General features: G+C 46.1%; 31 protein-coding genes and 1 tRNA gene. 22 read left to right on the top strand and 10 right to left on the bottom strand.

What is annotated here, in order from left to right:
* Window positions 1-18 precede the first annotated feature (18 nt).
* From A3IE_RS0116165 to A3IE_RS0116155, 3 genes are read right to left on the bottom strand one after another with little or no spacing between them, the layout of a single operon-like run.
* Window positions 19-234: a hypothetical protein gene (locus A3IE_RS0116165; RefSeq protein ID WP_020396669.1), complete on the bottom strand. Its 216-nt coding sequence runs from the start codon at window positions 232-234 to the stop codon at window positions 19-21.
* A gap of 3 nt (window positions 235-237) precedes the next feature.
* A complete protein-coding gene (locus A3IE_RS0116160; RefSeq protein ID WP_020396668.1) occupies window positions 238-471 on the bottom strand; it encodes a hypothetical protein in 234 nt (77 codons plus the stop codon).
* Complete coding sequence (locus A3IE_RS0116155) at window positions 471-701, bottom strand: hypothetical protein (protein WP_020396667.1); 231 nt, start codon at window positions 699-701, stop codon at window positions 471-473. The genes A3IE_RS0116160 and A3IE_RS0116155 overlap by 1 nt, the downstream gene beginning before the upstream one ends.
* A gap of 280 nt (window positions 702-981) precedes the next feature.
* Here A3IE_RS0116155 and A3IE_RS0116150 point away from each other — a divergent pair, with 280 nt between their 5' ends.
* Window positions 982-1,212: an antitoxin gene (locus A3IE_RS0116150; protein ID WP_020396666.1), complete on the top strand. Its 231-nt coding sequence runs from the start codon at window positions 982-984 to the stop codon at window positions 1,210-1,212.
* Window positions 1,212-1,604 (top strand): type II toxin-antitoxin system tRNA(fMet)-specific endonuclease VapC, encoded by a 393-nt coding sequence (gene vapC, locus A3IE_RS0116145; protein ID WP_020396665.1) that lies wholly within the window; start codon window positions 1,212-1,214, stop codon window positions 1,602-1,604. The genes A3IE_RS0116150 and vapC overlap by 1 nt, the downstream gene beginning before the upstream one ends.
* 41 nt (window positions 1,605-1,645) lie before the next feature.
* Here vapC and A3IE_RS0116140 read toward each other — a convergent pair whose 3' ends face one another.
* From A3IE_RS0116140 to A3IE_RS0116125, 4 genes are all read right to left on the bottom strand, one after another.
* Window positions 1,646-2,137 (bottom strand): hypothetical protein, encoded by a 492-nt coding sequence (locus tag A3IE_RS0116140; protein WP_020396664.1) that lies wholly within the window; start codon window positions 2,135-2,137, stop codon window positions 1,646-1,648.
* The gene (locus A3IE_RS21035) at window positions 2,134-2,649 is read right to left on the bottom strand and encodes a helix-turn-helix domain-containing protein (protein WP_020396663.1); all 516 of its coding nucleotides are present in this window, start codon (window positions 2,647-2,649) and stop codon (window positions 2,134-2,136) included. The genes A3IE_RS0116140 and A3IE_RS21035 overlap by 4 nt, the downstream gene beginning before the upstream one ends.
* On the bottom strand, window positions 2,633-3,037 hold the full coding sequence (locus A3IE_RS0116130; protein WP_020396662.1) for a hypothetical protein: 405 nt from the start codon (window positions 3,035-3,037) through the stop codon (window positions 2,633-2,635). Before A3IE_RS0116130 ends, A3IE_RS21035 begins: the two co-directional genes overlap by 17 nt.
* A 335-nt stretch (window positions 3,038-3,372) precedes the next feature.
* The gene (locus A3IE_RS0116125) at window positions 3,373-3,753 is read right to left on the bottom strand and encodes a helix-turn-helix domain-containing protein (protein ID WP_020396661.1); all 381 of its coding nucleotides are present in this window, start codon (window positions 3,751-3,753) and stop codon (window positions 3,373-3,375) included.
* An 84-nt stretch (window positions 3,754-3,837) separates the two neighbouring features.
* Here A3IE_RS0116125 and A3IE_RS23455 point away from each other — a divergent pair, with 84 nt between their 5' ends.
* Together A3IE_RS23455 and A3IE_RS0116115 are read left to right on the top strand one after the other, a co-directional pair.
* A complete protein-coding gene (locus A3IE_RS23455; RefSeq protein WP_020396660.1) occupies window positions 3,838-4,203 on the top strand; it encodes a helix-turn-helix domain-containing protein in 366 nt (121 codons plus the stop codon).
* A 103-nt stretch (window positions 4,204-4,306) separates the two neighbouring features.
* Window positions 4,307-5,785, top strand: coding sequence for a protein adenylyltransferase SelO (locus tag A3IE_RS0116115; protein ID WP_020396659.1), 1,479 nt, complete (start codon window positions 4,307-4,309; stop codon window positions 5,783-5,785).
* On the opposite strand, the gene A3IE_RS0116110 is transcribed toward A3IE_RS0116115, so the two are convergent.
* Window positions 5,782-6,447, bottom strand: a complete 666-nt coding sequence (locus A3IE_RS0116110; protein ID WP_020396658.1) for an HAD family hydrolase — start codon at window positions 6,445-6,447, stop codon at window positions 5,782-5,784. The two genes, A3IE_RS0116115 and A3IE_RS0116110, sit on opposite strands and share 4 nt — an antisense overlap.
* Window positions 6,448-6,894: 447 nt before the next feature.
* Here A3IE_RS0116110 and A3IE_RS0116105 point away from each other — a divergent pair, with 447 nt between their 5' ends.
* From A3IE_RS0116105 to A3IE_RS0116045, 13 genes are all read left to right on the top strand, one after another.
* Window positions 6,895-7,299, top strand: a complete 405-nt coding sequence (locus tag A3IE_RS0116105) for a DUF4410 domain-containing protein (RefSeq protein ID WP_020396657.1) — start codon at window positions 6,895-6,897, stop codon at window positions 7,297-7,299.
* Window positions 7,300-7,618: 319 nt separating this feature from the next.
* Window positions 7,619-9,547, top strand: coding sequence for a threonine--tRNA ligase (gene thrS, locus A3IE_RS0116100; protein WP_020396656.1), 1,929 nt, complete (start codon window positions 7,619-7,621; stop codon window positions 9,545-9,547).
* On the top strand, window positions 9,534-10,070 hold the full coding sequence (gene infC, locus A3IE_RS0116095) for a translation initiation factor IF-3 (protein WP_245539208.1): 537 nt from the start codon (window positions 9,534-9,536) through the stop codon (window positions 10,068-10,070). The genes thrS and infC overlap by 14 nt, the downstream gene beginning before the upstream one ends.
* A gap of 122 nt (window positions 10,071-10,192) precedes the next feature.
* Complete coding sequence (gene rpmI / locus A3IE_RS0116090; RefSeq protein ID WP_020396654.1) at window positions 10,193-10,393, top strand: 50S ribosomal protein L35; 201 nt, start codon at window positions 10,193-10,195, stop codon at window positions 10,391-10,393.
* A gap of 12 nt (window positions 10,394-10,405) precedes the next feature.
* A complete protein-coding gene (gene rplT / locus A3IE_RS0116085) occupies window positions 10,406-10,765 on the top strand; it encodes a 50S ribosomal protein L20 (protein WP_020396653.1) in 360 nt (119 codons plus the stop codon).
* Window positions 10,766-10,905: 140 nt separating this feature from the next.
* The gene (gene pheS / locus A3IE_RS0116080) at window positions 10,906-11,937 is read left to right on the top strand and encodes a phenylalanine--tRNA ligase subunit alpha (RefSeq protein ID WP_020396652.1); all 1,032 of its coding nucleotides are present in this window, start codon (window positions 10,906-10,908) and stop codon (window positions 11,935-11,937) included.
* A gap of 15 nt (window positions 11,938-11,952) precedes the next feature.
* Entirely contained in the window at window positions 11,953-14,337 is a 2,385-nt protein-coding gene (gene pheT, locus A3IE_RS0116075; RefSeq protein WP_020396651.1) for a phenylalanine--tRNA ligase subunit beta, read from the top strand.
* A 14-nt stretch (window positions 14,338-14,351) separates the two neighbouring features.
* Window positions 14,352-14,660, top strand: coding sequence for an integration host factor subunit alpha (locus A3IE_RS0116070; protein ID WP_020396650.1), 309 nt, complete (start codon window positions 14,352-14,354; stop codon window positions 14,658-14,660).
* Window positions 14,635-15,003, top strand: a complete 369-nt coding sequence (locus A3IE_RS0116065) for a MerR family transcriptional regulator (protein WP_020396649.1) — start codon at window positions 14,635-14,637, stop codon at window positions 15,001-15,003. The genes A3IE_RS0116070 and A3IE_RS0116065 overlap by 26 nt, the downstream gene beginning before the upstream one ends.
* Before the next feature lie 51 nt (window positions 15,004-15,054).
* Window positions 15,055-15,131 (top strand) — tRNA-Pro (locus A3IE_RS0116060).
* A 359-nt stretch (window positions 15,132-15,490) separates the two neighbouring features.
* Window positions 15,491-15,874 (top strand): PEGA domain-containing protein, encoded by a 384-nt coding sequence (locus A3IE_RS0116055; protein ID WP_020396648.1) that lies wholly within the window; start codon window positions 15,491-15,493, stop codon window positions 15,872-15,874.
* A 126-nt stretch (window positions 15,875-16,000) separates the two neighbouring features.
* On the top strand, window positions 16,001-16,756 hold the full coding sequence (locus tag A3IE_RS0116050; protein ID WP_020396647.1) for a type III pantothenate kinase: 756 nt from the start codon (window positions 16,001-16,003) through the stop codon (window positions 16,754-16,756).
* A complete protein-coding gene (locus A3IE_RS0116045; RefSeq protein WP_020396646.1) occupies window positions 16,756-17,421 on the top strand; it encodes an SPOR domain-containing protein in 666 nt (221 codons plus the stop codon). The genes A3IE_RS0116050 and A3IE_RS0116045 overlap by 1 nt, the downstream gene beginning before the upstream one ends.
* Window positions 17,422-17,431: 10 nt before the next feature.
* On the opposite strand, the gene A3IE_RS23000 is transcribed toward A3IE_RS0116045, so the two are convergent.
* Window positions 17,432-17,575: a hypothetical protein gene (locus A3IE_RS23000; protein WP_020396645.1), complete on the bottom strand. Its 144-nt coding sequence runs from the start codon at window positions 17,573-17,575 to the stop codon at window positions 17,432-17,434.
* 344 nt (window positions 17,576-17,919) lie between these two features.
* Window positions 17,920-18,402, bottom strand: a complete 483-nt coding sequence (locus tag A3IE_RS0116035; RefSeq protein ID WP_020396644.1) for a hypothetical protein — start codon at window positions 18,400-18,402, stop codon at window positions 17,920-17,922.
* Between the two features lie 225 nt (window positions 18,403-18,627).
* Between A3IE_RS0116035 and A3IE_RS0116030 the strand changes: the two genes are divergently transcribed.
* The 5 genes from A3IE_RS0116030 (at window position 18,628) to A3IE_RS0116010 (ending at window position 23,987) form a co-directional block, all read left to right on the top strand.
* Window positions 18,628-19,413, top strand: a complete 786-nt coding sequence (locus tag A3IE_RS0116030) for a 3'-5' exonuclease (protein ID WP_020396643.1) — start codon at window positions 18,628-18,630, stop codon at window positions 19,411-19,413.
* 178 nt (window positions 19,414-19,591) lie between these two features.
* Window positions 19,592-20,932, top strand: a complete 1,341-nt coding sequence (gene rlmD, locus A3IE_RS0116025; protein ID WP_020396642.1) for a 23S rRNA (uracil(1939)-C(5))-methyltransferase RlmD — start codon at window positions 19,592-19,594, stop codon at window positions 20,930-20,932.
* An 11-nt stretch (window positions 20,933-20,943) separates the two neighbouring features.
* Entirely contained in the window at window positions 20,944-21,945 is a 1,002-nt protein-coding gene (gene tsaD / locus A3IE_RS0116020; RefSeq protein ID WP_020396641.1) for a tRNA (adenosine(37)-N6)-threonylcarbamoyltransferase complex transferase subunit TsaD, read from the top strand.
* Window positions 21,946-21,986: 41 nt separating this feature from the next.
* Window positions 21,987-22,928 (top strand): sigma-54 interaction domain-containing protein, encoded by a 942-nt coding sequence (locus A3IE_RS0116015; protein WP_026154985.1) that lies wholly within the window; start codon window positions 21,987-21,989, stop codon window positions 22,926-22,928.
* Window positions 22,929-23,078: 150 nt separating this feature from the next.
* Entirely contained in the window at window positions 23,079-23,987 is a 909-nt protein-coding gene (locus A3IE_RS0116010; RefSeq protein ID WP_020396639.1) for an MbnP family copper-binding protein, read from the top strand.
* Window positions 23,988-23,995: the final 8 nt, after the last annotated feature.

The raw sequence follows: 23,995 nt of genomic DNA, 5'->3' as shown, positions 1-23,995 counted from the left end.
GCCTTTGGGTGGCCTTTTCTATTTGAAAATCTCAAAAACACTGGCCTTAAGGATGGCCTTATCTGTTTCTGGGAATTTTTTATAGCTTGCGTAAATTAATTTCATGGCAGCGGTTAGCGCTACCTTTGCATTAGCTTTTTCTTGCTGGGCAAGCTCAAAAAACTTCACTGATAATGCATCTACTTCTCTTTTGAATTGATCCAGCTCTTGCTGTTTTTCAGGGATTAAGCTCATGGTTTAGTCCTTAGCATCCAAAGGTATCGCTACCTTGTTATTCGTTCCTGCTTGCACTAGCACCGTGCGGCAGTGTTCTTTTCTGTCTTTGAGCTTGGCGCAAACTTTGTAAGTGCCTGCGGGCAGCTCAAGGCGTTTGGTGTGTGTTTGGTACTCAGTACCGTTAATCATTAAGGTCACGTCAGCATTCATTGCCGGTTGTCCTGCTAGGGTTCCGATGAGCAGGAGTTTGGCCATCACTGATGCTCCTTGGATGGGCGTGCGCAGTGGATATCCACCAGCGCGTCGTAGAGTGCTTTGGCTTGTTTTTCGCAAGCGCTAGGGTCTGCTGATAAAGCGCATTCCTTTTTGATTTGTTCGGCGGCTTGTGTTTGTCCATCGGTTTTACAAATGTCCTTGGGTTGTTCGGCGGCTTGCGCGGTGGCAAGCAGAATGAGTAATGCCCCTGTTGTTACGTTGAATTTCATTTTTAGTCCTTGGTTGTTGTTTTAATTGTTTGGGCTTCTTGCCCGTTACGCCGTCCTTGCATAAGCCGCCTAACTGGCGGTTGCGTTAACACTGGTATCTGATTAAATCCGGTCAAGCGGCTTATGTAAGGTTTGCTTTGCAGCGTGTGGGCTGCCAGTGGTTTAATAGTACCTCTGGTATTTATTTAAAGTCAATACCAAAGGTATTAAAAATACTATATGATTAAAACCAAGCTGCTATACTGATAGGTATCAAGAGTAGGTATCTAAGGAGGCCATGATGGAGACGGCTAGAATTTTTCAGACGGGGCGTAGCCAAGCGGTGCGGCTACCGAAGGCTTTTCGTTTTAATGCGGATACAGTCGCGGTGAAGGCGTTTGGGAATGGGGTATTATTGCTACCGCTGGATAATCCTTGGGTCATCATGCAAGAAGCACTGGCAGAGTTTGAAGTCGGTTTTGTCTTGGAGCGAGACGAGCAGGGCGAGCAGGCGCGGGAGGTGTTGTTGTGATGTATCTATTGGATACTAATACCTGCATCTATGTTATTAATCATCGGCCTGCGCAGGTGTTTGAGCGGTTTAAGCAATACTCCTTGGGGCAGTTGGCCATCTCTAGTATTACTGCCTCTGAGCTGGCGTTTGGGGTGGAGAAGTCGGGTTCGGAGCGGAATAAGCAGGCACTGAATAAGTTTTTAGCGCCCTTAGAGATTTGCCCGTATAACGATCAAGCAATCTGGCATTACGCGCAATTGCGTCATGCGTTGCAAGCCAGTGGCAAGACGATTGGTAGTTTAGATATGTTGATTGCCGCTCATGCCTTGGCACTGGATGCGGTGCTGGTGACGAATAATCTCAAGGAGTTTGAGCGGGTTGAGGGATTGCGCCTAGAAAATTGGGTTTAGGGCGTTAAAGTTACCAAGGAAGCCGTTAAATTCCAAAGCTACTACTTTTTCTCATCTTCTAGGGGATCATTGTTGGATTGATTAACTAATTGAAATAGCGGCATAGGTGAGCTTGGAAAACCCATACGCGACTGAAGGGATTGGCAATATTCCCGCCAATAAGGCCATGTATGCAATAAGCAATTAGTAGCCGCCCACTGCTGAAGGTCATTCGGTGTGACAGGCTTCGCTGAATGATATTCCGCTGTAAATTTAGCATTAATAACCAGTAGTGGTGAAGATAGCGATTGAATTTCCGCCAATGCATCTACATCAGCAACGTAGATAAATTCAAAGGTGGTATTTAGTTGATAAATACAATTTAAGTCGCTCTTATCTTCTGCTTGAACCTCTACAATATCCTGTGCCGCAATACGAAAGCGACCCAGCAATTTTTGCTTACTCAGTTGCAGGGGGCTAATATCATCATTCAGCTTCACATTACTTTCACGAAGGTAAATAGTTAGCAAACTGAAAAATGGCTCGATATTCATGTCATCGCCTTTTGAGTAATCCAATCTCCACCAATAGTGACGTTGCTTAGAACTTGCTGGTTTGCTATTTGCTTATGTCGCGTTATCGTAAAGCTAGCATCATCTACAGAATGCCACTCATCTTTTTTTAATTCACAGCGGTATTGCTTTTGCATGGTTAGTAAATCGGCATTGCGTTCAGTGACTTTAAGCTTTTCAGCGCTTAAATTCACTACACTCATAATGCCAGCACTAAATGAAGTAAAGGTTACTTGCAAATGAACATCCAGCGCTTCGCTAAACTTCCAAAGGGTTTTTAGGGTTAGCGAGTCAAAATCACCCGTTTCTAATTTGCAAACGCGCTCTTGAGAAACGCCAGCAAGTTGAGCTAATTGTTCTTGAGATAATCCGCGTTGTTGGCGTAGATGGTATAACTGGGCAGCGATACGATCTAAGGTATGCTGCTGCATATAACCGTGAGCGTATTCTTTGTCGCCGAATTCTTGGATCAGCCGTTCAACCCACTCGTTCATGAGGACACCTCTTTAATATTCCAGCTAACAACAGTTGCTTTTGCTTATCCGCTTTTTCTGGAGCTGAGGCAGGTTGCCATTTATTGCCAACTTCTTTAGCTCCCATGAGCAATGTATATCCATTTTCAATGAGTTTTGTTTGATCATCTAGCAAAGGCCCTCTGCACAATAACGGTCTTAACTGGATACCACCGTGCACTCTGAGTTTCTGTATGCCTGCCACTGAAGTACCAGCCAGCGTTTCTGGGTACAAATCTTCACCGTGTTGGCTGAGCATATCTATTTTGGCGTTTAGCTTTGCACGCTCGCGCGTTTGCAAAGCTTTCGTCCAAAGTTGAAACTCATTTTTGTCGTTGTCATTTAGAAGGTTGTATATAGTAAAGCGCATCGTATATTAAAAAAAATATAATTGACAGTCGGTAAATTTAAAATTTCAAACAAGTACGCTTGTCTGAAGACTAGTATCAGTTAGAACTAAATTTAATCAGTGCCAACTTATCGATGAACAAATACCGCTTATCGTGAGTCTTAAGACGTATAATCTCTACGGGCTTGTTCTTCTTCTGGGGGTGTTGCGTGTCTCAAAAATCAACGTCTTGCTATGGAAAAAGAAAATTAATCAATAAAAAGCAAGCAAAAATAAAAAGATGGATACATATAGATCGAAATGCTATTGAGGCTTGGATTAAGGCAAGTGAGCAAAAAAAAGAAGAGGCTTTAGCGTTACTCCGAGCGTCGGAGGAGAACTAACACCGCTTCCCTTATTTCTTTTGGTGCTTTTTTGTAAAGCTCTATATATTCAACAGTCATCGCGTCAGCGGTATCTATGCCGCTAGCAATTTCGGGATAGACCTCCATGGGGCTTAATTTAAGCACCCTGCAAAATGCCAGCAGCGCATCAAGCCCAAATATCCTATTTCCATTTAAGTAGTGCCCAACCCCACCTTGAGTCATTCCAATCTTTTCGCCTAACCATGACTGAGTGAGCTTTTGGTCTGGATTGTCTTTCTTCATCTTCTCCCAGGCAGCGCGAATTATAGAGGCGGCACGTTTATCCGCTTCTGATGGCTCAGTTCTTTTGATGACTTTTTTTTCTACGCTCATAGTAAAATTATGTGTTTTCGCGCCGTATTTAACAAATACCACCAGTATTGACTTTTATAAATACGACAGGTAATAATATAAAGCATGAATACTGTATCCACACCAATCTCAGTAGCGATAAAAATAGCGGGGTCACAAGGCAAGCTCGCCAAAATGATTGGTGTGCACCAGACCGCCATTAGTCACTTTTTCCTTGGCCGTAAGCGCCCAAGTCCAGAAGTCGCCATGAGGCTGCAAAATGCGGTTAACAACCAATTCCAATGGTATGAATTTATCGGAATAGAACAGGGGGCAACTCAACAGGAGCCCCAAAAAAATGGCAGCACGGATGATGCCAGTGACACTGCTCAGACTTCCGATGGACATGTTCCCCGCGCCTGTGGAGATGAACCGCCTCCCGTAATACCCTTAGTCTCTTCCATAAGATGTCCCCCGCTGTTATGCGGATGAAAAATTTAGACTCCCTTTTTTGGTGGGAGCAATGAACGAACTGATTGCCTTTCCCACGCTCTCCCCCTAAGCTTAAATCCTTGTCCGCCCACTAGGCACTGTCATGACTACCAATCCCTTTCATCTCAATTTCGACGATAGTTATGCTCAGGCTTTACCTGAGCTAGTGGCGGCTAGCCTCGCTGAATCGGCGCCTGCCCCGCAGTTAATAGTCCTTAACGAAACGTTGGCGAAGACCTTAGGTTTGTCTGCGTCAGCGCTTCAAACAGAGCAGGGCATTCGATTTTTAACCGGAAATACAGAAGCCTTAGCTAAACAAAGTTATGCCATGGCTTATTCTGGTTATCAATTTGGGCATTTGTCTCCGGTATTAGGGGATGGACGCGCTTTATTAGTGGCCGAACATCTTACCGCTCAGCAGCAGCGCTACGATTTGCATACCAAAGGTTCGGGGCGTACACCATTTTCGCGCCGTGGTGATGGGAAGGCGGCGCTTGCCCCGATGCTACGCGAATACATCATGGGCGAAGCGATGCACGCCTTGGGTGTCCCCACGACGCGTGCACTAGCCGTGGTAGCGACCGGCGACTTAATTCATCGTACTGGCGCTGAGCAGGGTGCAGTGTTAATGCGTGTTGCTGCCAGTCATATTCGCGTAGGAACTTTTCAATTTGCCGCGATGCATACCTCGCCCGATACCCTGCGTCGCTTAGCGGACTACACCATTCAGCGTCATTATCCAGCCTTAATAGGCTGCGATGAGCCTTATTTACAGCTGATTCAAGCACTGGTAAAACGCCAAGCCCAGTTAATAAGTCAGTGGGTAGCACTAGGTTTCGTGCATGGGGTCATGAACACGGACAATATGACCTTATCCGGTGAAACGATTGATTATGGCCCTTGCGCGTTTATCGATGCTTATAATCCCAAGGCTGTATTTAGTTCGATTGATCACAGTGGCCGCTATGCCTATGGTAATCAGCCTGCGATTGCGCAATGGAATGTGGCACGCTTTGCAGAAACGTTATTGCCGTTGATTGCTGATGGCGCAGAGCAGGCGATTCAATTGGCTACTCAAGCGGTGGATGATTTTGCGACAGAATACCAAGAGGCATGGCTCAACACCCTGCGTCCCAAATTGGGTCTACACAGTCCTGAGGCAAGCGACACGGAATTAATCGAAACGTGGCTTTATTTATTGGAGCAGCAACAAGTCGATTATACGCAAGCCTTGCGTGCCTTAGCGCCAGCCGCTCAGGGCAACAGCGAAGCATTGCTAAAGCTGTTTAGAAAGCCAGAGTTAATAGACTCATGGCTTAAGCAATGGCAAGCGCGCTTAAAGCACGATGCCTTAACCGTTGATGCCCAAGTAACGGCGATGAATGCAGTAAACCCTGTTTATATTCCGCGCAATCTTCTCGTGGAAGAAGCCTTAAGTGCGGCGGTAAGAGGCGATTTAAGCGTGTTAGAGCGCCTGATGACAGTACTAAAACAGCCTTTCACCGAACGTGAGGGTTTCGAACGCTATAGCGTAGGGGCGCCCGCCGAGTTTGGCGATTATATCACTTATTGCGGCACTTAAACGACTTTATGCAAGTCTAGTTTGTCCCCTAGTACGCTGAGTTGTACATTGTCGTAACTCGGGATTTGGGGATGCGGCGTTTGCATAAGATGGCTATGGGTCGCACTGATCACAAGTACCTGTGCACCGGCTGCTTCAGCGGCTTGGATGCCTGCCGGTGCATCTTCAAATACCAAACAGTGTTGAATATCGACACCCAAGCGTTGTGCGGCGAGCAAAAAGCAATCGGGTGCAGGTTTGCCGTGTTGCACATCATCGGCTGTGATTAAGCAATCCGGTACGGGTAAACCGGCTGCTTCAATACGTCGTAATGCCAACGCCTGTGGCGCTGAGGTGACAATCGCCCAACGGTTTGTTGGCAGCGCTTTAAGCAATGACTCAGCCCCTGCAATCGCTTCAATCCCTTCCACATCGGTAATTTCCGCCAAGGTCAACGCTTGCGCCTCCGCCTGTGCATCTATATGTGGCAAATTCAATTGGCTGATGGTATCGATGGCACGTTTGCCGTGGATAGTTGGCAAAAAGCTAGCGACGTCTAAACCATGGCGTTGTGCCCATAGCGTCCAAATGCGTTCTGCTGCTTGGATAGAGCTTAGAACAGTGCCATCCATATCGAATAAAAAAGCCTCGAAAGTTTGATTAAAAACACGGGTGCTAGACATCTTGGACAATCCTTAGTATGGGTTATGTGACCGTGATTATCTGTGTTGAGTGCAAATCAGTAAATTGCGTGTACAGTGTTTGTAGGGGATTGCTACTAATTCATTATCTCAGGCGCAAAATGGTAAGTTTCTGCGAGGTTTTGCGGGGAGATATTAGTTATTTTTATTAATGAGTTCATGGATTTAATGAATTAATTGAGAAATCATTGAGGTGGTTTGGGCGATAGCCTGAATTAGCTTGCTTTTTATACAGCGAGAAAATAATCTTTGCGCCTCAAATGTTATCAAATTATAAGGGCTTATATGAATATACTATTGCGCCATGGGGCTATTCTGGGGTTTAGTTTTTTGCTGTGTGCGTGCGGTACGACCAGTACTCTAAAACCAGAGGGAAGCGAGCTAAGCCGTACTCACTCCCCCTCCCTAGCAGCTTACAATAAGGTTATTGTGTTAGATTTTGTGGATAATGAAGAAAGCAAGTTTGTCAACGGTGGGGAAGCATTTGCTAAACGTATTGCTAGTAAGGTAGCACAAACGAAGGCATTTGAGTCCGTTAGCCGTGAGCAAGCGTCAGGGAAAGCATTGGTTATTAGTGGAAAAATCCGAGAGTATAAAGAAGGTAATGTTGCTTTAAGAGCGCTCATTGGTTTTGGAGCGGGTAGTTCTTATTTCGATGCTGATGTTGCGTTCTCTGATAATGAAACCGGTAAAAAGATAGGCGATATTAAAGTAGATAAAAACAGTTGGGCATTAGGTGGTGTCATTGCAGCTACACAAGATGTGGCGTCTCATATGGACTCTGCGGCCAGCTCTATTGCAAATCAATTGAAAAAAGCAAAAGGCATCCATTAAATAGATTACGATAGCCCTAACTGACTAAATGAATAGCTTAGGGTTGTGTATGGTTGAGTCTCAGTAGTAGTAAAGTCTTGCTTAAATATTGCTACCATTAGCAATAAAAAAGATAAATGATTAGCGCATGATAAAACTGACAGGCTTTCTATTCATCACCATATCTGTATAATGCTCTGGCCTCAATCATTAAGCGCATGAGGATAAAAGTCTCGTGGAGGCTTTGATATTCTGAAGAGCCTATTATGGCTTGTTGGTTTACTGACTATTTTTAATATACATGTGGTCTGTCGTATGGATCACCACTGGAGCAATAATAATGCCTGCTATTACCCTGCCTGATGGGAGCCTACGCTCCTTCGATCACCCCGTTACTGTTGCTGAAGTCGCTGCTTCGATTGGCGCTGGTTTAGCCAAAGCGGCACTGGCTGGCAAAGTCAATGACACCTTGGTAGACACCAGCTATGTCATTGAAGAGGATAGTAAATTAGCTATTGTCACCGCTAAAGATCCGGAAGGATTAGACATTATTCGCCATTCCTCGGCACACTTAATGGCGCAAGCGGTACAGCAATTATTTCCTGATGTTCAGGTGACGATCGGGCCAACCATTGAAAATGGTTTTTATTATGACTTCGCCAGTCCACGCACCTTTACGCCTGAAGACTTGGAAGCGATTGATGCGCGTATGCAAGAGCTGATTCAGCGTGATTTGCCAGTCAAACGCACGACTATGCCACGTGATGAGGCCATTCAGTTTTTCCGCAAAAAAGGCGAAGAATATAAAGCACAAATTATTGAAGCGATTCCCATCAATCAAACCTTATCCTTGTATCAACAAGGCGAGTTTATTGATTTGTGTCGCGGCCCACACATTCCGAGCACCGGCAAAATTCCTGCGGTGAAGGTAATGAAAGTGGCGGGTGCTTATTGGCGCGGCGATTCGAAAAACGAAATGTTGCAGCGGATTTATGGCACCGCATGGGCGAGTCAGAAAGAGTTAAAGAATTATCTAACCTTCTTGGAAGAAGCAGAAAAGCGTGATCATCGCAAATTGGGTCGCCACTTAGATTTATTCCACTTCCATGAAGATGCACCTGGGGCGGTCTTTTGGCATCCGAAGGGTTGGCAAGTATTTCAACAACTGATTAACTATATGCGTGGTCGCCAAGAGCGCGCGGGTTATGTCGAAATTAATACGCCTGATGTCATGGATCGGCATTTGTGGGAAACCTCCGGCCACTGGTTTAATTACCGTGAAAATATGTTTACCACAACGACTGAAGATGAGCGCGTCTTTGCCCTGAAGCCGATGAATTGCCCAGGTTGCATGATGATGTTTGCGCAGGGCTTAAAAAGTTATCGGGACTTGCCCTTACGGATGGCCGAGTTTGGCAAGGTACATCGTTACGAGCCTTCCGGTGCCTTGCATGGCTTAATGCGGGTGCGCCACTTTACCCAAGATGATGCGCACATTTTTTGCACTGAAGACCAAATGGATGAAGAGTGCAAGAAAGTCGTTAAGCTAGTGCTCGACATCTATAAAGATTTTGGCTTCCACGATGTCATTATCAAATTATCCACACGCCCCGCCAATCGCATTGGTTCTGATGAGACTTGGGATAAGTTGGAGGGTGCTTTAGCCGGTGCATTAGACAGTTTAGGCATGAAGTACGTACTATTCCCGGGGGAAGGTGCGTTCTATGGGCCTAAACTTGAATTCGTATTACGGGATGCGATTGGGCGCGATTGGCAGTGTGGCACATTACAAGTCGATATGAACCTACCAGAGCGTTTTGACTTAACGTATGTGGCAGAAGATAACTCGCGTAAACGCCCAGTGATGTTGCATCGTGCCTTATTCGGCTCATTGGAACGTTTCGTCGGGATTTTAGTCGAACACTTTGAAGGTAAATTCCCATTATGGCTTGCTCCGGTGCAAGCCGTAGTCTTGAATATTACCGATAAACAGGCCGATTTTGTGAAATCGGTGGAAAACCAATTGCGTGCTGCGGGTATTCGTGCAGTATCAGACTTGAGAAATGAGAAGATTGGCTTTAAAATCCGCGAGCATACTATGCAAAGGGTTCCCTATTTGCTAGTGGTTGGAGATCGCGAAGTTGAAACGCAATCTGTAACCGTTCGGACGCGAACTGGCCAAGATCTTGGCAATATGTCTATTGCAGACTTAGACGCTAAACTGCAAGCCGAGATTAAAGCCTTACGATCAATTGATTTGGAGGTATAAACTTATCGTTCAGGAAAGAGAACATCGCATTAATGAAGACATTCGGATTCCTAAAATTCGTTTAATTGATGCGGATGGAGAAAATAAAGGTGTCGTTTCAACGCAAGAAGCCTTAGAGATGGCGCAAGAAGCCAATCTTGATCTTGTGGAGATTGTGCCAAACGGCAAGCCGCCAGTATGTCGCATTATGGATTACGGTAAATTCCGCTTTGATGAAAGTAAAAAAGCGGCTATTGCTCGTAAAAAACAAAAGCAGGTACAGGTCAAGGAAATTAAGTTTCGTCCCGGTACGGATGACGGTGACTATAAAATCAAGATACGTAAGTTGATTGAATTCCTTGATGAAGGCGACAAAACCAAAATCACAGTACGTTTCCGTGGCCGTGAATTAGCGCATCGTGAGCTAGGCATGGAATTAATGAAGCGTATTGAGACTGACCTAACTGAATATGCGGTGGTTGAGCAGTTTCCTAAGCTCGAAGGTCGTCAGATGGTCATGGTAATGGCACCGAAGAAAAAATAACACGATAAGTTAGCCCATTGATTAAAGCCGAAAGAGGGCGACTTCTTTCGGCTTTTAATTCATCCCGTTAAGGTAAGGCACTCTTGCGGGATGTCGTTTATCTCACTTTGTAGGAGTAAAAGATGCCTAAGATGAAAACCAGTCGAGGTGCTGCTAAGCGGTTCAAAAAGACCGCGAATGGCACGTTCAAGCGCAAGCAATCGCATTTGCGCCATATCTTGACCAAGAAAACGACTAAGCGTAAACGTCATCTTCGTGTTGGCGAGAACCGCGTCCATGCTTGCGATCAGCATTCGATCGAACGCTTGATGCCTTACGCTTAAGGAGATTGATACATGGCAAGAGTTAAACGTGGTGTTCAAGCTGGAGCACGTCACAAGAAGGTTTTAAAGAAAGCTAAAGGTTATTACGGTGCGCGTAGTCGTGTTTTCCGTGTAGCTAACCAAGCGGTGATTAAAGCAGGTCAATATGCGTATCGCGACCGTCGTCAGAAAAAACGTCAATTCCGCGCGTTGTGGATTGTGCGTATTAACGCAGGTTCGCGCCATTTTGGTCTATCTTATAGCCGATTTATGGATGGCTTACATAAGGCGAATGTCGCTGTAGACCGTAAGATTTTGGCAGATTTGGCTGTGCATGATCTAGCGGCATTCGGCAAGCTCGCTGAAAAGGCAAAAGCTGCCCTAGCTGCGTAATCGCTAACGACTTGATGAAGTGACGCGATAAATTAACCGGAAACGGTATCGGAAAGCGGGGATAGGCTGAGCCTTCCCCGCTTTTTGTTTGTATAGTGCACCGCTAACCATGCTAGGTGCTTCAATTCAAGGATAGTGTTGTGCAAAGTTTGCTAGAACTCATGGGTGAAGCCCACGAACACATTTCCGCAGCCACCACCTTAGCTGCTTTAGATCAAGTACGTGTCCGGTACTTAGGTAAAACAGGTCTGGTGACGGAACTCCTGAAACAGCTTGGTCAATTGCCCGCAGAAGAACGTAAAACAGTGGGTCAGGAAATTAACCAAGCGAAACAAGCCTTGACCGCTGCGATTGAGCTACGTCGTGAAGGTTTACAAGCTGAAGCCTTAAATGAGCGTTTAGCGTCTCAGGCGGTGGATGTGACCTTGGCGGGTCGGCGTATGGATCAAGGGGGTTTGCATCCCGTGACTCTGACTATTCAACGCATTGAGGAAATTTTTGCGCAATTAGGCTTTGCCGTCGCACAAGGGCCGCAGGTGGAAGATGATTTCCATAATTTTACCGCGCTGAATATTCCTGAGCATCATCCAGCCCGTGCCATGCACGATACGTTTTATTTGAATCCTGAAGGTTTGCAGCAGAACTTATTACTGCGCACGCATACGTCTTCAGTACAAATTCGTTATATGGAAAATCACCAGCCGCCGATTCGGATTATTGCGCCGGGTCGTGTATATCGCTGTGATTCGGATATGACCCATAGCCCGATGTTCCATCAAGTGGAAGGCCTAATGGTCGACAAAGATGTGACTTTTGCGGATTTAAAAGGTGTTCTAGCCACCTTTTTCCGTGCCTTCTTTGAAATGGAAGTGGATATGCGTTTCCGTGCGAGCTTCTTCCCTTTCACCGAACCCTCGGCGGAAGTGGATATCACTTGTGTGCAATGTGGTGGTAGTGGTTGCCGTACTTGTAAGCAAACCGGTTGGTTGGAAGTATTAGGTTGCGGCATGGTTCACCCCAATGTCTTAAAGCATGTGGGAATTGATAGTGAGCAATATACGGGCTTTGCGTTTGGCTTAGGGGCGGAGCGTATGACGATGTTGCGCTATAAAATCAATGATTTGCGTGTGTTATTTGATAATGACGTGCGCTTCCTCAGTCAATTCCACTAAGCAGGATTAGAAAACATGAAAATCAGTGAACAATGGTTAAGAGAGTGGGTGAATCCTGCGCTCACTATGACTGACATTGGCAAAAAGCTGACCATGGCTGGCTGCGAAGTGGAAGGCGCAGAACGTGTTGCGCGGGATTTTACCGATGTCGTGGTCGCGCAGATTACAGCGATTCAAAAACATCCGGACGCGGATAAGTTGAATGTTTGCACCGTGGATGCTGGTACAGGCGAGTCGTTACAAATCGTTTGTGGTGCACCGAATGCTCGTGCAGGTTTAAAAGCTCCTTTGGCAAAAATTGGCGCAGTGTTACCGATGGCGGAAGGCGATCCACTCAAGATTAAAAAAGGCAAGTTACGCGGTATCGAGTCTTTTGGGATGTTGTGCTCGTCCTCCGAGCTGGGTATGTCCGATAAGTCCGAAGGTTTATTGGAATTGCCGGCGGATGCGCCGATTGGCGCTAGCTTGCGTGATTACCTGAAGCTCAATGATCAAGTTTTAGAATTGAACGTTACAGCCAATCGCGGCGATTGGTTGAGTGTAGCCGGTGTTGCGCGTGAGGTTGGTGTATTGACCAATACCACCTTAACGCCGCCTGCGATTGAGGCCTATCTGCCACAGCATCAGGAGGTGCGAGCCGTTACTTTGCCTGCCGCTGATGCTTGCCCACGTTATGCAGGGCGTGTTATTCGCAATGTAAATGCGCAAGCGCCAACGCCTTTGTGGATGCGCGAAAAATTGCGGCGCGCGGGTTTGCGTAGCGTGTCGGCACTGGTGGATGTGACCAATTATGTGCTGATGGAGTTAGGTCAGCCCATGCACGCTTTCGATTTGGATAAATTAGCAGGTGGTATTCAAGCGCGTTATGCAAGCGAAGGTGAGTCTTTGACTTTATTGGATGGTCAAACGTTTAGCTTGCGTCCCGATACCTTAGTGATTGCTGATGAGCAAAAAGCAGTGGCTTTAGCGGGTATTATGGGTGGTTTGGGCAGTGCAGTAACGAATGACACGAAACATGTTTTCTTGGAAAGTGCTCATTTCCGCGCTAATAAATTAATGGGGAAAGCGCGTTCGTATGGTCTGCAAACGGATGCTTCTTATCGTTTTGAGCGTGGCGTGGCGGCGGACTTACCTGTGCAGGCCTTAGAGCGTGCAACAGCGTTGATAGTCGCGATTTGCGGCGGTGAAGTAGGCCCTGTAGTTGATGTTTGCGCGGATGATTCCGTGTTAGCGCGCCCCAGCGTTTCACTGCGTCGTGAGCGGATTGGTCGCTTGCTAGGGATTACGATTGATGATGCTACTGTTGTGAATATTTTGCAGCGCTTGGGCTGCGAGGTGCAAACGACGCCTGGGGGGTGGCAAGTACAACCGCCTTTGAGTCGCTTTGATATTGGCATTGAAGAAGATTTGATCGAAGAGTTGGCGCGTGTGTATGGTTATGATCAGATTCCAGCCGATTTAGGCGCCACTAAGCCTATTTTAACCCTGCCGTTGGAAACCCAAAATCGTATTACGAATCTGCGTGCGCCATTGTTGGCAAATGGGTATCAGGAAGCCGTCACTTATAGCTTTGTGGACCCTGCTATTGAGGCGTTATTATCGCCCGGTATTGAGCCCATTACTTTGGCCAATCCGATTTCAGCAGACTTGAGTGTCATGCGCAGTAGTGTTTGGTCGGGTTTATTGCGCGCACTGCAATATAATTTAAACCGCCAGCAAACCAGGGTACGTTTATTTGAAATTGGTCCGGTGTTTGAAAAGAAAAATGGCGAAATCCAAGAGCATATTAAATTAGCTGGCGTGATTAGTGGTGCAATACAGCCTGAACAATGGGGTGTTAAGTCGCGCGCCGTGGACTTTTATGACATTAAAGGCGATGTTGAAGCAGTGTTGGAACAAGTGACAGGAGAGACGTTCTATTTCCTGCCAGTGGTGCATTCTGCCCTGCATCCGGGGCAATGTGCACAGATTGCTACCCAAGAGCGTGTAATTGGTTGGGTGGGTGCTTTGCATCCTCGCTTGGAAGCAGCACTCGATTGTGGTCAAGATGTACTGTTATTTGAATTAGATTGGTCAGCTTTGCAACAACGTACTTTACCCAGCTATCAAGCAGTGACAAAATTCCCTGCGATTCGAAGGGATTTAGCGTTAGTCTTAGATAAAGCGGTATTAGCCTCCTCGATTGACCAAGAAATAGCAAAAGTTGCGCCCGCGTATTTAACACGCTGGACGATTTTTGATGTATATACAGGGGCTGGTATTGCTGAAAACCAGAAAAGTGTGGCGGTCAGTTTAATTTTACAGGATAGTGCACGCACCTTGGAGGACAGTGAGGTAAGTCGGACTATCGATACGATTGTGGCATCATTGCGTGAATCTACCGGTGCAACATTGCGATAAAAAGGAGAATTTAGATGGTAACTTTGACCAAAGCGGAAATGGTCGAGCAATTGTTTGAGCAACTTGGCCTCAATAAACGTGAGGCTAAGGACTTGGTAGAAATGTTTTTCGAAGAGATCAGAACGGCTTTAGGCAAAGGACAGCATGTTAAATTGTCTGGTTTTGGGAATTTCATGTTACGTGACAAAACCCAACGCCCGGGACGTAACCCCAAAACGGGGGAAGAAATTCCAGTGGATGCGCGCCGCGTAGTCACTTTCCGTCCGGGGCAGAAACTTAAGCAACGAGTAGAGATCTATGCAGGAAACGCCACTGCCCAGTAGCGAATTACCGCCGATTCCTTCTAAGCGCTACTTCACCATTGGTGAGGTCAGCGATTTGTGTGGTGTCAAATCACATGTGTTGCGCTATTGGGAGCAGGAATTCCCCTCGCTTAATCCGATGAAACGCCGTGGTAATCGGCGTTATTATCAGCGTGAAGATGTGCTATTGATTCGGCAGATTCGTAGTTTGCTATATGATGAGGGTTACACGATTAATGGAGCGCGCCAGAAGATTCTAGGCGTGGAATCGCTTGAGACGACCGCTGCACCAACAGACCTTTCTTCATTTATCGCCGAAATCGTCATGCAATTAGAAGATACATTAACCACGTTAAAAGCTTGAATTGTTATTGAGATAAACCCAAAGATGGGTTACTCTTGCTTTCCTTTCGGTCGGGGCGTAGCGCAGCCTGGTAGCGCACCACAATGGGGTTGTGGGGGTCGGAGGTTCAAATCCTCTCGCCCCGACCATTAATATTTTGTTCTTATTAAAAATATTAAATTTCAATTCTCGGAATTTATCCTATAAAAATACTAATCGGCTAAGTTCAAGCACTTATCTTGAACTGATTACTAGTATCCAAAAACTTCTTGCTCTTACCAAACCACTTTAATCCCTAGTTTATTTAACTTTAAGCCACAACTTATTCTTACCTTTATGGATTTCTCGCTATTGAAGACCTTTTAATAAAGTCACTGTTTATTCCCGTAGTCCTAAGTTTTTAAAATTCTATTGCTTTTTTACCTAGAACACTTGATTAAATTGGGTGATTTTATATCAACATCAAGTATAATTTTGCGTTTTTAAACGACAATAGAAAGTAAATCAAATGAATGCAAAAGTAATAATTGGGGCTAGTTTGTTGTTAGCCACCTTAAGTGGTTGTGCAACGATTACACGCGGTACAGAAGAGGCGTTAGTGGTTGAATCTGATCCAGCAGGCGCGGATGTTAAACTCTCTAATGGCATGACCGGCAAAACACCGTCTAGTTTTAAAGTAAAGCGCAAAGAAAAATTGACTGTCACTATTTCAAAATCTGGTTACGAAACAGCCACCGTAAATGTGAATACTCAGGTCGCTAGCCGAGGTGGCGCTGCGATGGCAGGGAATCTTATTTTTGGTGGTGTGATTGGCGCTGCAGTAGATGCAAGCAATGGCGCTATGAATGAATTAGTGCCGAATCCTGTTAAAGTAACGCTCAATAAGCAATAACAGTACAATAAAGCCGCCAAAAGCGGCTTTATTATTAAGCCTTAAAATAAAGCCAGTATGCTAATATAATAATTTCTTAAAGATAAGTTCGTCTTTATTGGCCTATTACTGCCCAAACTTATGATCATGACTTTATTAGTGGATGCAGGCAATTCTCGCTTAAAATGGGCGCGCTTGGCGCAAGGGCAGCGTTCCGCACAGACGATTTTGCCCTATGCAGGAATGCCAGCAGTTCAAGGCGCTTTGCAGCAATTAGCGTATTTAGTAGACACGCACACGGATAGTGAGCGAATAGTCTTGGTGCATGTGCTAGGACAAGCTTTTGCTGAGCAGGTTGAGCAATTATGTGCTGAAAAACGGCGTCAATTGGTGTTGGTGCGCTCGCTTAATGCTTATGGCATACAATTGGCTTATCCTAATCCTGAGCATTTTGGCACAGATCGCTTTGTAGGCTTGTTAGCGGGGCGTAGCTTATTTCCCCAGCAGTCCTTGATTGTGATTGATGCGGGTACGGCAGTGACAATAGATGGCTTAGAAAGGAATGGCGCGCATCGCGGTGGTGTGATTTTGCCCGGCCTGCAAGTGATGGTGGATAGCTTAGTCCAACGTACGCAGGCCAAACATATGTCCTCAGCGAACTTGGAGCAGCCTAGCGTTTTCGCTGATAATACCTTGCAGGCGATGGGTAGTGGCTGTTTATTGGGTCTGGTTGGCGCATTAGAAGGGATTACACAGCGTATGCAAGAGCAACTCGCCAGTCCTGCACAGATTTTACTGTGTGGTGGGGATGCGCAGCGTTTATCCGCATCGTTTCGTTTGACGCATCACGCGGTACCGGATGCGTTAATGGATGGTTTAAAATTTATTGCGGAGCTAGGTTAATGGCTGGTGGTTTACCACTTTATGCCTTATTAGGAATGGTTTTAGCGAATGTGGCGGTGTTGGCGGTGAACGTGCTTGTGCCTACTCACTCCGCACCCCAAGCTATCGTGTTAACGGAGACGAATATTCCGCCTCTTAAACTCTTGCCCAGCAACCAGCAGATTGCGTATAGCAGCAGTGTGGGGGGGGAAGCGGCGAGCAGTTGTTATACCTTGGGGCCGTATAATAATGAAAAAGCGGCTTTACAAATGATGAAGCGGATTCGCAATTATGGTCTGGCCGTGCAGATTCGTGCCTTGCGTACTTTCGAAACCTTGAATTATCTAGTGTACATTCCGCCCTTGCCCAGTGAGAAAGCAGCCGAAGCGGTGAGCAGTGACATGCGCCGTTTTGATGTGCCGCAGCATTTGGTAATTACAGAGGGGCCTTATAAAAATGCCATATCGCTTGGCTTTTTCGATGATTTGAATAAAGCCAAGCGTCATGCGGAGTATGTGCGTTATTTAGGCTATGACGCACAATATACCGCTCAAAAAGAACCACGCGAAATGTTTTGGCTGGATTATGACGAACCCTTTGGTGCGAATACTCCGGTATTGCAATGGAGCGAGTCCACAGATCCGACTTCGCGTGTACAACTGATTCCGCGTGCGTGTCAACACTAAGCTTAAAAGTTTACCAAGTCTTTTCACCAGGTTGTGGTTTGTGATTTGATAACTTCATAAATTTCCACACTAAATAGCCTAAAAAGCCAAAAATGAAGACGATAGTAATCACAGACATGGTTAAAATGCCTTCAAAGCTCGCAAAGAAATTCATGGTAACGCTCCTCGGTTTAGCGAACGCAATAGGTTGAAACGGTTTAATCGTTAAAGCCTATACCGAAGCGCTATTGGGCAGCTTTGCGCAAAATCAAATGCTTAAGGCACATCTCAGACTTCCTTGCTCTACATCAATATTTGTTAAACTATATTAGCCTTTTGTGATGCAGACTTTTTAGGGGCCTGTGCGCAACATCAAATCATCAAGGTATGCGGATAATCAGCCTATTTTCAGCCACACGCACTAGGGGTGATTTGGGATAAGAGTGCTTAAATCATTTAATAAAAAATCTAGATAAACTCAAGGCGCTTATGCCCTGAATTTACCTTGCTAGGAACTGCTTATTTTTTCATATCCGGTCTTTTTGCTATCGCTTGTTTTTGTAACTCGGTTAACTGTGCCCATTGTTCTGGGCTTAATACAGTGCGCACATAATCGCGACAATTGGTTTTTTGTTCAATCAACGCGCGGCGCATAGCCAATAGTTCATCCGCCTTGTTCATAAGCTCCACTTTGTCCATACCGTCTAGTGATGCTTGAGCTAGGGACTTTTCGGCCTCAATGATTTTTTTAACCGCCTCTTGGGACTGATCGTTGTGACCTTGATACCACTCATCCAATTTGGATTTCTGTTCATCACTGAGCTTCATGTCGGCGGGCGCTTGACGAAGAATTGCCATGTAATTGGGCACAGGATTAGCGTGCAACATGGCACGCATTGCCTGTTTGGTAGGGGCTGGCTCTTTTACTATATCCTCAGCCAACGCCATAGTAGGTAGACTTAGTACTGCCCACAACGTGGTTATCGATAACAGTTTTAGCATTTCAACATCCTCACACAGTCGGTTAATCATTAAAGTGCAACTCAATTGCAGACTTTTCTAGGGTGTACTAATAACACTGTGAAGGCATTGAAACTTATCAAATCTGTATTGTGCTTGAGGCAAGGCTTCTGAATCGGTTTATCGCACCTAATCATCGTTAATTGCTAGTTCACGTTCAAAATTTGCTAAAATGCCCTACCCATTTACCAAAAGGATAAGCGCCGCATGAATACTATGGTCTTTGATATTGAAACGATTCCTGATATTGAAGGCGGTCGCCGTATCTATGGCTTGGATGGTTTGGATGATGAGGGTGTGTCGAAAGCAATGTTTCATAGTCGCGCCCAAAAAACCGGCGGTTCAGAGTTTCTGGCGCACCATTTACAGCGCATCGTTGCGATTTCCGTCACATTTCGCCGCCAAGGTAGTGATGAATTTAAGGTATGGAGTTTGGGCGACGAGCAGGCTGGCGAAAAAGAAATTGTGCAGCGTTTTTTTGATGGCATTGATCGTTATACACCCACCATTGTGTCATGGAATGGCAGTGGTTTTGATTTGCCGGTGATTCATTATCGCGCCATGCTGCATAAAATTACTGCGCCGCGTTATTGGGATATGGGCGAAGATGATAATAGTTTCAAATGGAATAATTATATTAGCCGTTATCATACGCGCCATACTGATTTAATGGATTTGCTTGCCTTATATAGCGGGCGCGCTAATGCACCCTTGGATGAATTAGCCACGTTGTATGGATTCCCCGGTAAAATGGGCATGGATGGTTCCAAAGTATGGACTGCCTTCCAAGCGGGAAATCTGAAAGAGATTCGTGATTATTGTGAAACGGATGTATTGAATACTTGGTTGGTTTATTTACGCTTCCAATTAATGCGCGGCCATATTGATCCACAAAAATACGATAGTGAATGTGCCATTGTGCGCCAATATTTAAAACAGTCTGGAAAGCAGCATTTGTTGGCATTTGAAAAGGCTTGGGAACAGGGGGCTTAAGCCTCTTAATGACCTATCTATGTGCTGTAAATGGTGCAATCGAATTATATCATAGAGGTTTAAAGGAAAATCATTGTATCTTCAGGGGCTTGCTAAGTTCGTCAGTGTGGTTAACTGTGATTTACCTATAAAACATATTAAAATCGCCCTTTGCCCGTATCCAAACCCAAGGTTAATCATGTCCCGTCGCACGCGTAAACCTAAAGGCGTACAGAATAGTCCGCTTGTTGAAGCTAGTATCGAATCCTTAACCTTGGAGGGGCAGGGGGTGGCACGCATTGAGGGTAAGACCGTGTTCATTGAGGGCGCGTTGCCACAGGAAAAAGTCGCGTTTCGGTATACCTCACACAAAGCCAAGCATGATGAGGGTAGAGTAGAAACGGTGTTGGAAGCCTCGCCGGATCGGGTCGAGCCAAAATGTAAGCATTTTAATCAGTGTGGGGGTTGCAGTTGGCAACATATCGCGCTGGATGCCCAAATTCGCTACAAGCAAAAAATTCTGCTGGATAATTTAAAACACCTTGGCAAGGTTGAGCCGAAAACTATATTCGAACCCTTAACTGGCGAGGGCTGGGCGTATCGACGTAAAGCACGCATGGGCGCGCGGTGGGTGCGTAAGAAAGAATCAGCGTTAGTCGGGTTTCGCGAAAAAACCGGTGGTTTATTAGCGGAGATTGAGCGCTGTGAAATTCTGCACGACAGCATTGGTAGCAAAATCATGGCGTTTCGTGCTTTGGTGGCTGAATTGGAATGCCGCGAAACCTTGCCGCAGATTGAGCTAGCGGTGGGCGACAATAATCAAGCCGCCTTAATCTTTCGCCATTTAGAAACCTTATCCGCCAGCGATCACGCGAAGATTCTGGCATTTTGCCAAGCGCATGATTTTCAGATGTATTTGCAAGCAGGTGGTCCTGATACCGTGTTTCGGGTTTGGCCGGAGCAAGCCGAATTGTATTATGCGCATCCCCTGTTTGACACACGGATTGATTTTGCGCCCTTGGATTTCTTTCAAGTCAATCAAACCCTGAATCGGCGCATGGTACAACGTGCACTTGAATTACTGAACCCGCAAGCACATGAAACCGTCTTAGATTTGTTTTGTGGCTTAGGGAATTTTACCTTGCCTCTCGCCCGTAAGGCTCAGCAAGTGATTGGGGTCGAAGGGGATTTTGCGATGGTGGAGCGTGCGCGTGCCGCCGCAACAGCCAATGCGATTCACAATACGGATTATTTTGCCTGCAATTTGATGGGCGATAAGTTGGCACAAGAGGCGTGGTTAAAAGGGCGTTATGATAAAATTCTGCTGGATCCACCGCGTGCAGGGGCAAAAGAAGTGATTGAGCAAATTGGCAAAGTAAAAGCCAAACGTATTGTGTATGTGTCTTGCGATCCGGCGACCTTGGCGCGTGATGCGGGCGAATTGGTGAATACGCACGCTTATAAGTTAGTGGGTGCGGGTGTCATGGATATGTTCCCACATACTTCGCATGTGGAGTCTATTGCGGTATTTGAGCGTTAAGGAGTAGGACGTTGCGCGTGTTAGGTATTGAAACTTCCTGTGATGAAACGGGTGTGGCGATCTATGATACTGAGCGTGGCTTATTGGCGCATCGCTTATTCAGCCAAATCGCCTTACATGCTGAATACGGTGGTGTCGTGCCGGAATTGGCGTCGCGCGATCATATTCAACGGGTTTTGCCACTCATTCACGAAACCTTAGCCGCCGCGAATTTAAGTTTATCAGAACTGGATGGCATTGCTTATACCGCAGGGCCTGGTTTGATCGGTGCTTTATTAGTCGGTGCATCGATAGCGCGCGCGTTGGCGTGGGGCTTGAGTATTCCAGCCGTGGGGGTACATCACATGGAAGGCCATTTGCTCGCACCGATGTTAGAAGCCAACCCACCATCCTTACCTTTTGTGGCGTTGTTGGTTTCTGGTGGGCACACTCTGTTGGTCGATGTGCCGCGTATTGGTCAATATGAGGTGTTGGGCGAAAGTATTGATGATGCAGCGGGTGAAGCCTTCGATAAGACCGCGAAATTATTAGGTTTAGCTTATCCGGGCGGGCCTTTATTGGCGAAACTAGCCACCCAAGGCCAAGCAGGCGTCTACCATTTCAAACGCCCTATGGTGGATCGGCCGGGCTGTGATTTCAGTTTTAGTGGCCTAAAAACCGCTGCACTCACTGCATGGCAACAATCCACTCAAACGGAGCAAGATAAGGCAAATATTGCTTATGCTTTCGAGGAGGCGGTCGTCGATACCTTATTCATTAAATGCCGTCGTGCGTTGGAGCAAACGAAACGACCAACCTTAGTCGTAGCGGGCGGCGTAGGCGCGAATCGCAAATTGCGCGAACGTTTAAATGATTTAAAAGCCCAAGTGTTTTTCCCGCGCCTTGAATTTTGTACGGATAATGGTGCAATGATCGCGTATGCGGGCGCGTTACGTTTGCAGGCGGGCGCTGCTGAGCTACCGATTATCCAAGCGCGTCCACGCTGGCCTTTAGTGGAATTGGAAGCCATTTAGGCTTAACATAAGGCCACACTGCTCTTGTCGTGGATGTGTTTATGCCCTTTTCAAGCCTTATCACTCGTTCTCCCCTCATGGAAGCTGTGTTGCGTTCCGCGCAGCTCATTGCCTGCACTGAAGCCAGTGTTTTGATTAAAGGTGAATCAGGCACGGGGAAGGAGTTGGTCGCACGTGCTATGCACGCTGCAAGTTTACGTGCCAAGCGCCCCTTTATTACCGTGAATTGTGCCGCCTTGCCCGAGCATTTGGCGGAGTCTTTATTATTCGGCCATCGCAAAGGCGCATTCACGGGTGCTGATCAAAATCAAGTGGGCTTAATGGGGGCAGCGGATCATGGCACTTTATTTCTGGATGAAGTCGGCGAATTGCCCTTAAATCTACAAGCTAAGTTATTACGTTTTCTGGAGTCCGGCGAAGTTTTGCCACTCGGGGAGACGCGTCCACGCCAACTGAATGTGCGGGTCTTTGCGGCAACGCATCGCGATTTATACCAGATGGCGCAACAAGGTCAGTTTCGCGCTGATTTATTCTATCGTTTGCATATTGTGCCGGTTGATTTGCCGCCACTACGCGAGCGCAAAGAAGACATTGAATTACTGGCTAAATATTTTCTAGCTACCTTCGCCAAACAACATCAACTAATCCCCGCTAGCTTGGCTAAGGACGCAAAACAAGTGCTGCAAAAATATCCTTGGCGCGGCAATGTGCGTGAGTTGCGCAATATCTGTGAGCGCTTAAGTATCTTATTAGCGGGAACCGAGATCGGTGCAGCGAATTTACCCTTAGAGATTCGTAGCACAACAACGCCGCTCAGTAGCGTCTTTCAGCTACCGGAGCAAGGTATTTGTTTAGATAGTTTGGAAGAAGATTTATTGCGCCAAGCTTTAGAACGTTCACAGCATAATAAAACTCACGCCGCACGCTTGTTGGGGATTAGTCGCGATGCTTTGAACTATCGTCTGCGTAAGTTGCTGGGGTAGCAGTACTGTGTGAAAAGACTCCGTAGCCGTGTGATTTCACGCAGTCTACACAGTGTGGTCTAGACTTAAATGATTGAATTATAAATACAAAATATTTGGCATAAGCTTTGCTTAAAGCGCATAAACCCAATCACTGTGAAGGAAGAGTTTATGCGCCAAGCTGTCAAACTTATTATTGCACCGCTCGCTCTTGCTGTATCGCTTTCTGCTTGTACTAGCGATGATGAAGATACTAGCAATCTAACGAGCACTATTACGATTCCTTTTGCTGCAAAATCTGGCAGCACCACGATTGCCTGTGGGGCAAGTTTAACGAATTTAGGGACAACGAAAGACAGTGGTGCAATGGCTGACTTTGCGTTTTATGTGCATGATATTCAACTTAAAACCAGCGCTGGCACTTGGATTAATGCCAAGTTAGACGATAATAATTTCCAAGATCCGCAATATGGTGTGGCTTTATTAGACTTCCAAGATAAAACTGATAACTGTAATGGTGCTGCAAAAGCCACGAATAAATCAGTGAGTGCCACTATTACTGGGGCGAAAGTCGAAGCTATTACAGGCATTAAGTTCACGGTTGGTGTGCCTGCTGCGGCCAATCATCATAATGCTAGCGTGTCACGCGCGCCGTATAATCGTTCTGGTTTAATGTGGTCATGGCAGTCCGGTCATAAATTTATGCGCTTGGATGTTTCGCCTAGTAAAAAAGTGTTGGATTCCACAGGTAAGTTACAAAATACTTTTTTCTTCCATTTAGGTTCTACAGGCTGCTCTGGTGATCCTACGACAGGTGCTGTAGTGACTTGTACTGCCCCGAATCGCCCAGTGATTGAGCTCACTAGCAATTTTAAAATCACGAATTTAACGACCAGTACAATTGTGTTGGATTATGCAAAATTAGTGAGCGACTCTAATTTGAATATTGATCTTGCCCCCGCCATTGGTTGCATGTCTGGTGTAACTGACCCTGAGTGCCCTAGTTTGTTTAATAATTTGGGTCTAGCGGTAGGAACAACAGCAGCGACCAAAAAACAGCAAGTCTTCAGTATTCAATAAAGGCGCTC

Origin of the sequence: Thiolinea disciformis DSM 14473, assembly GCF_000371925.1 — a bacterium.
GTDB lineage: Bacteria > Pseudomonadota > Gammaproteobacteria > Thiotrichales > Thiotrichaceae > Thiolinea > Thiolinea disciformis.
The sequence above is the reverse complement of the archived record's forward strand: the minus strand, read 5'-3'. Positions and strand labels throughout refer to the sequence as shown.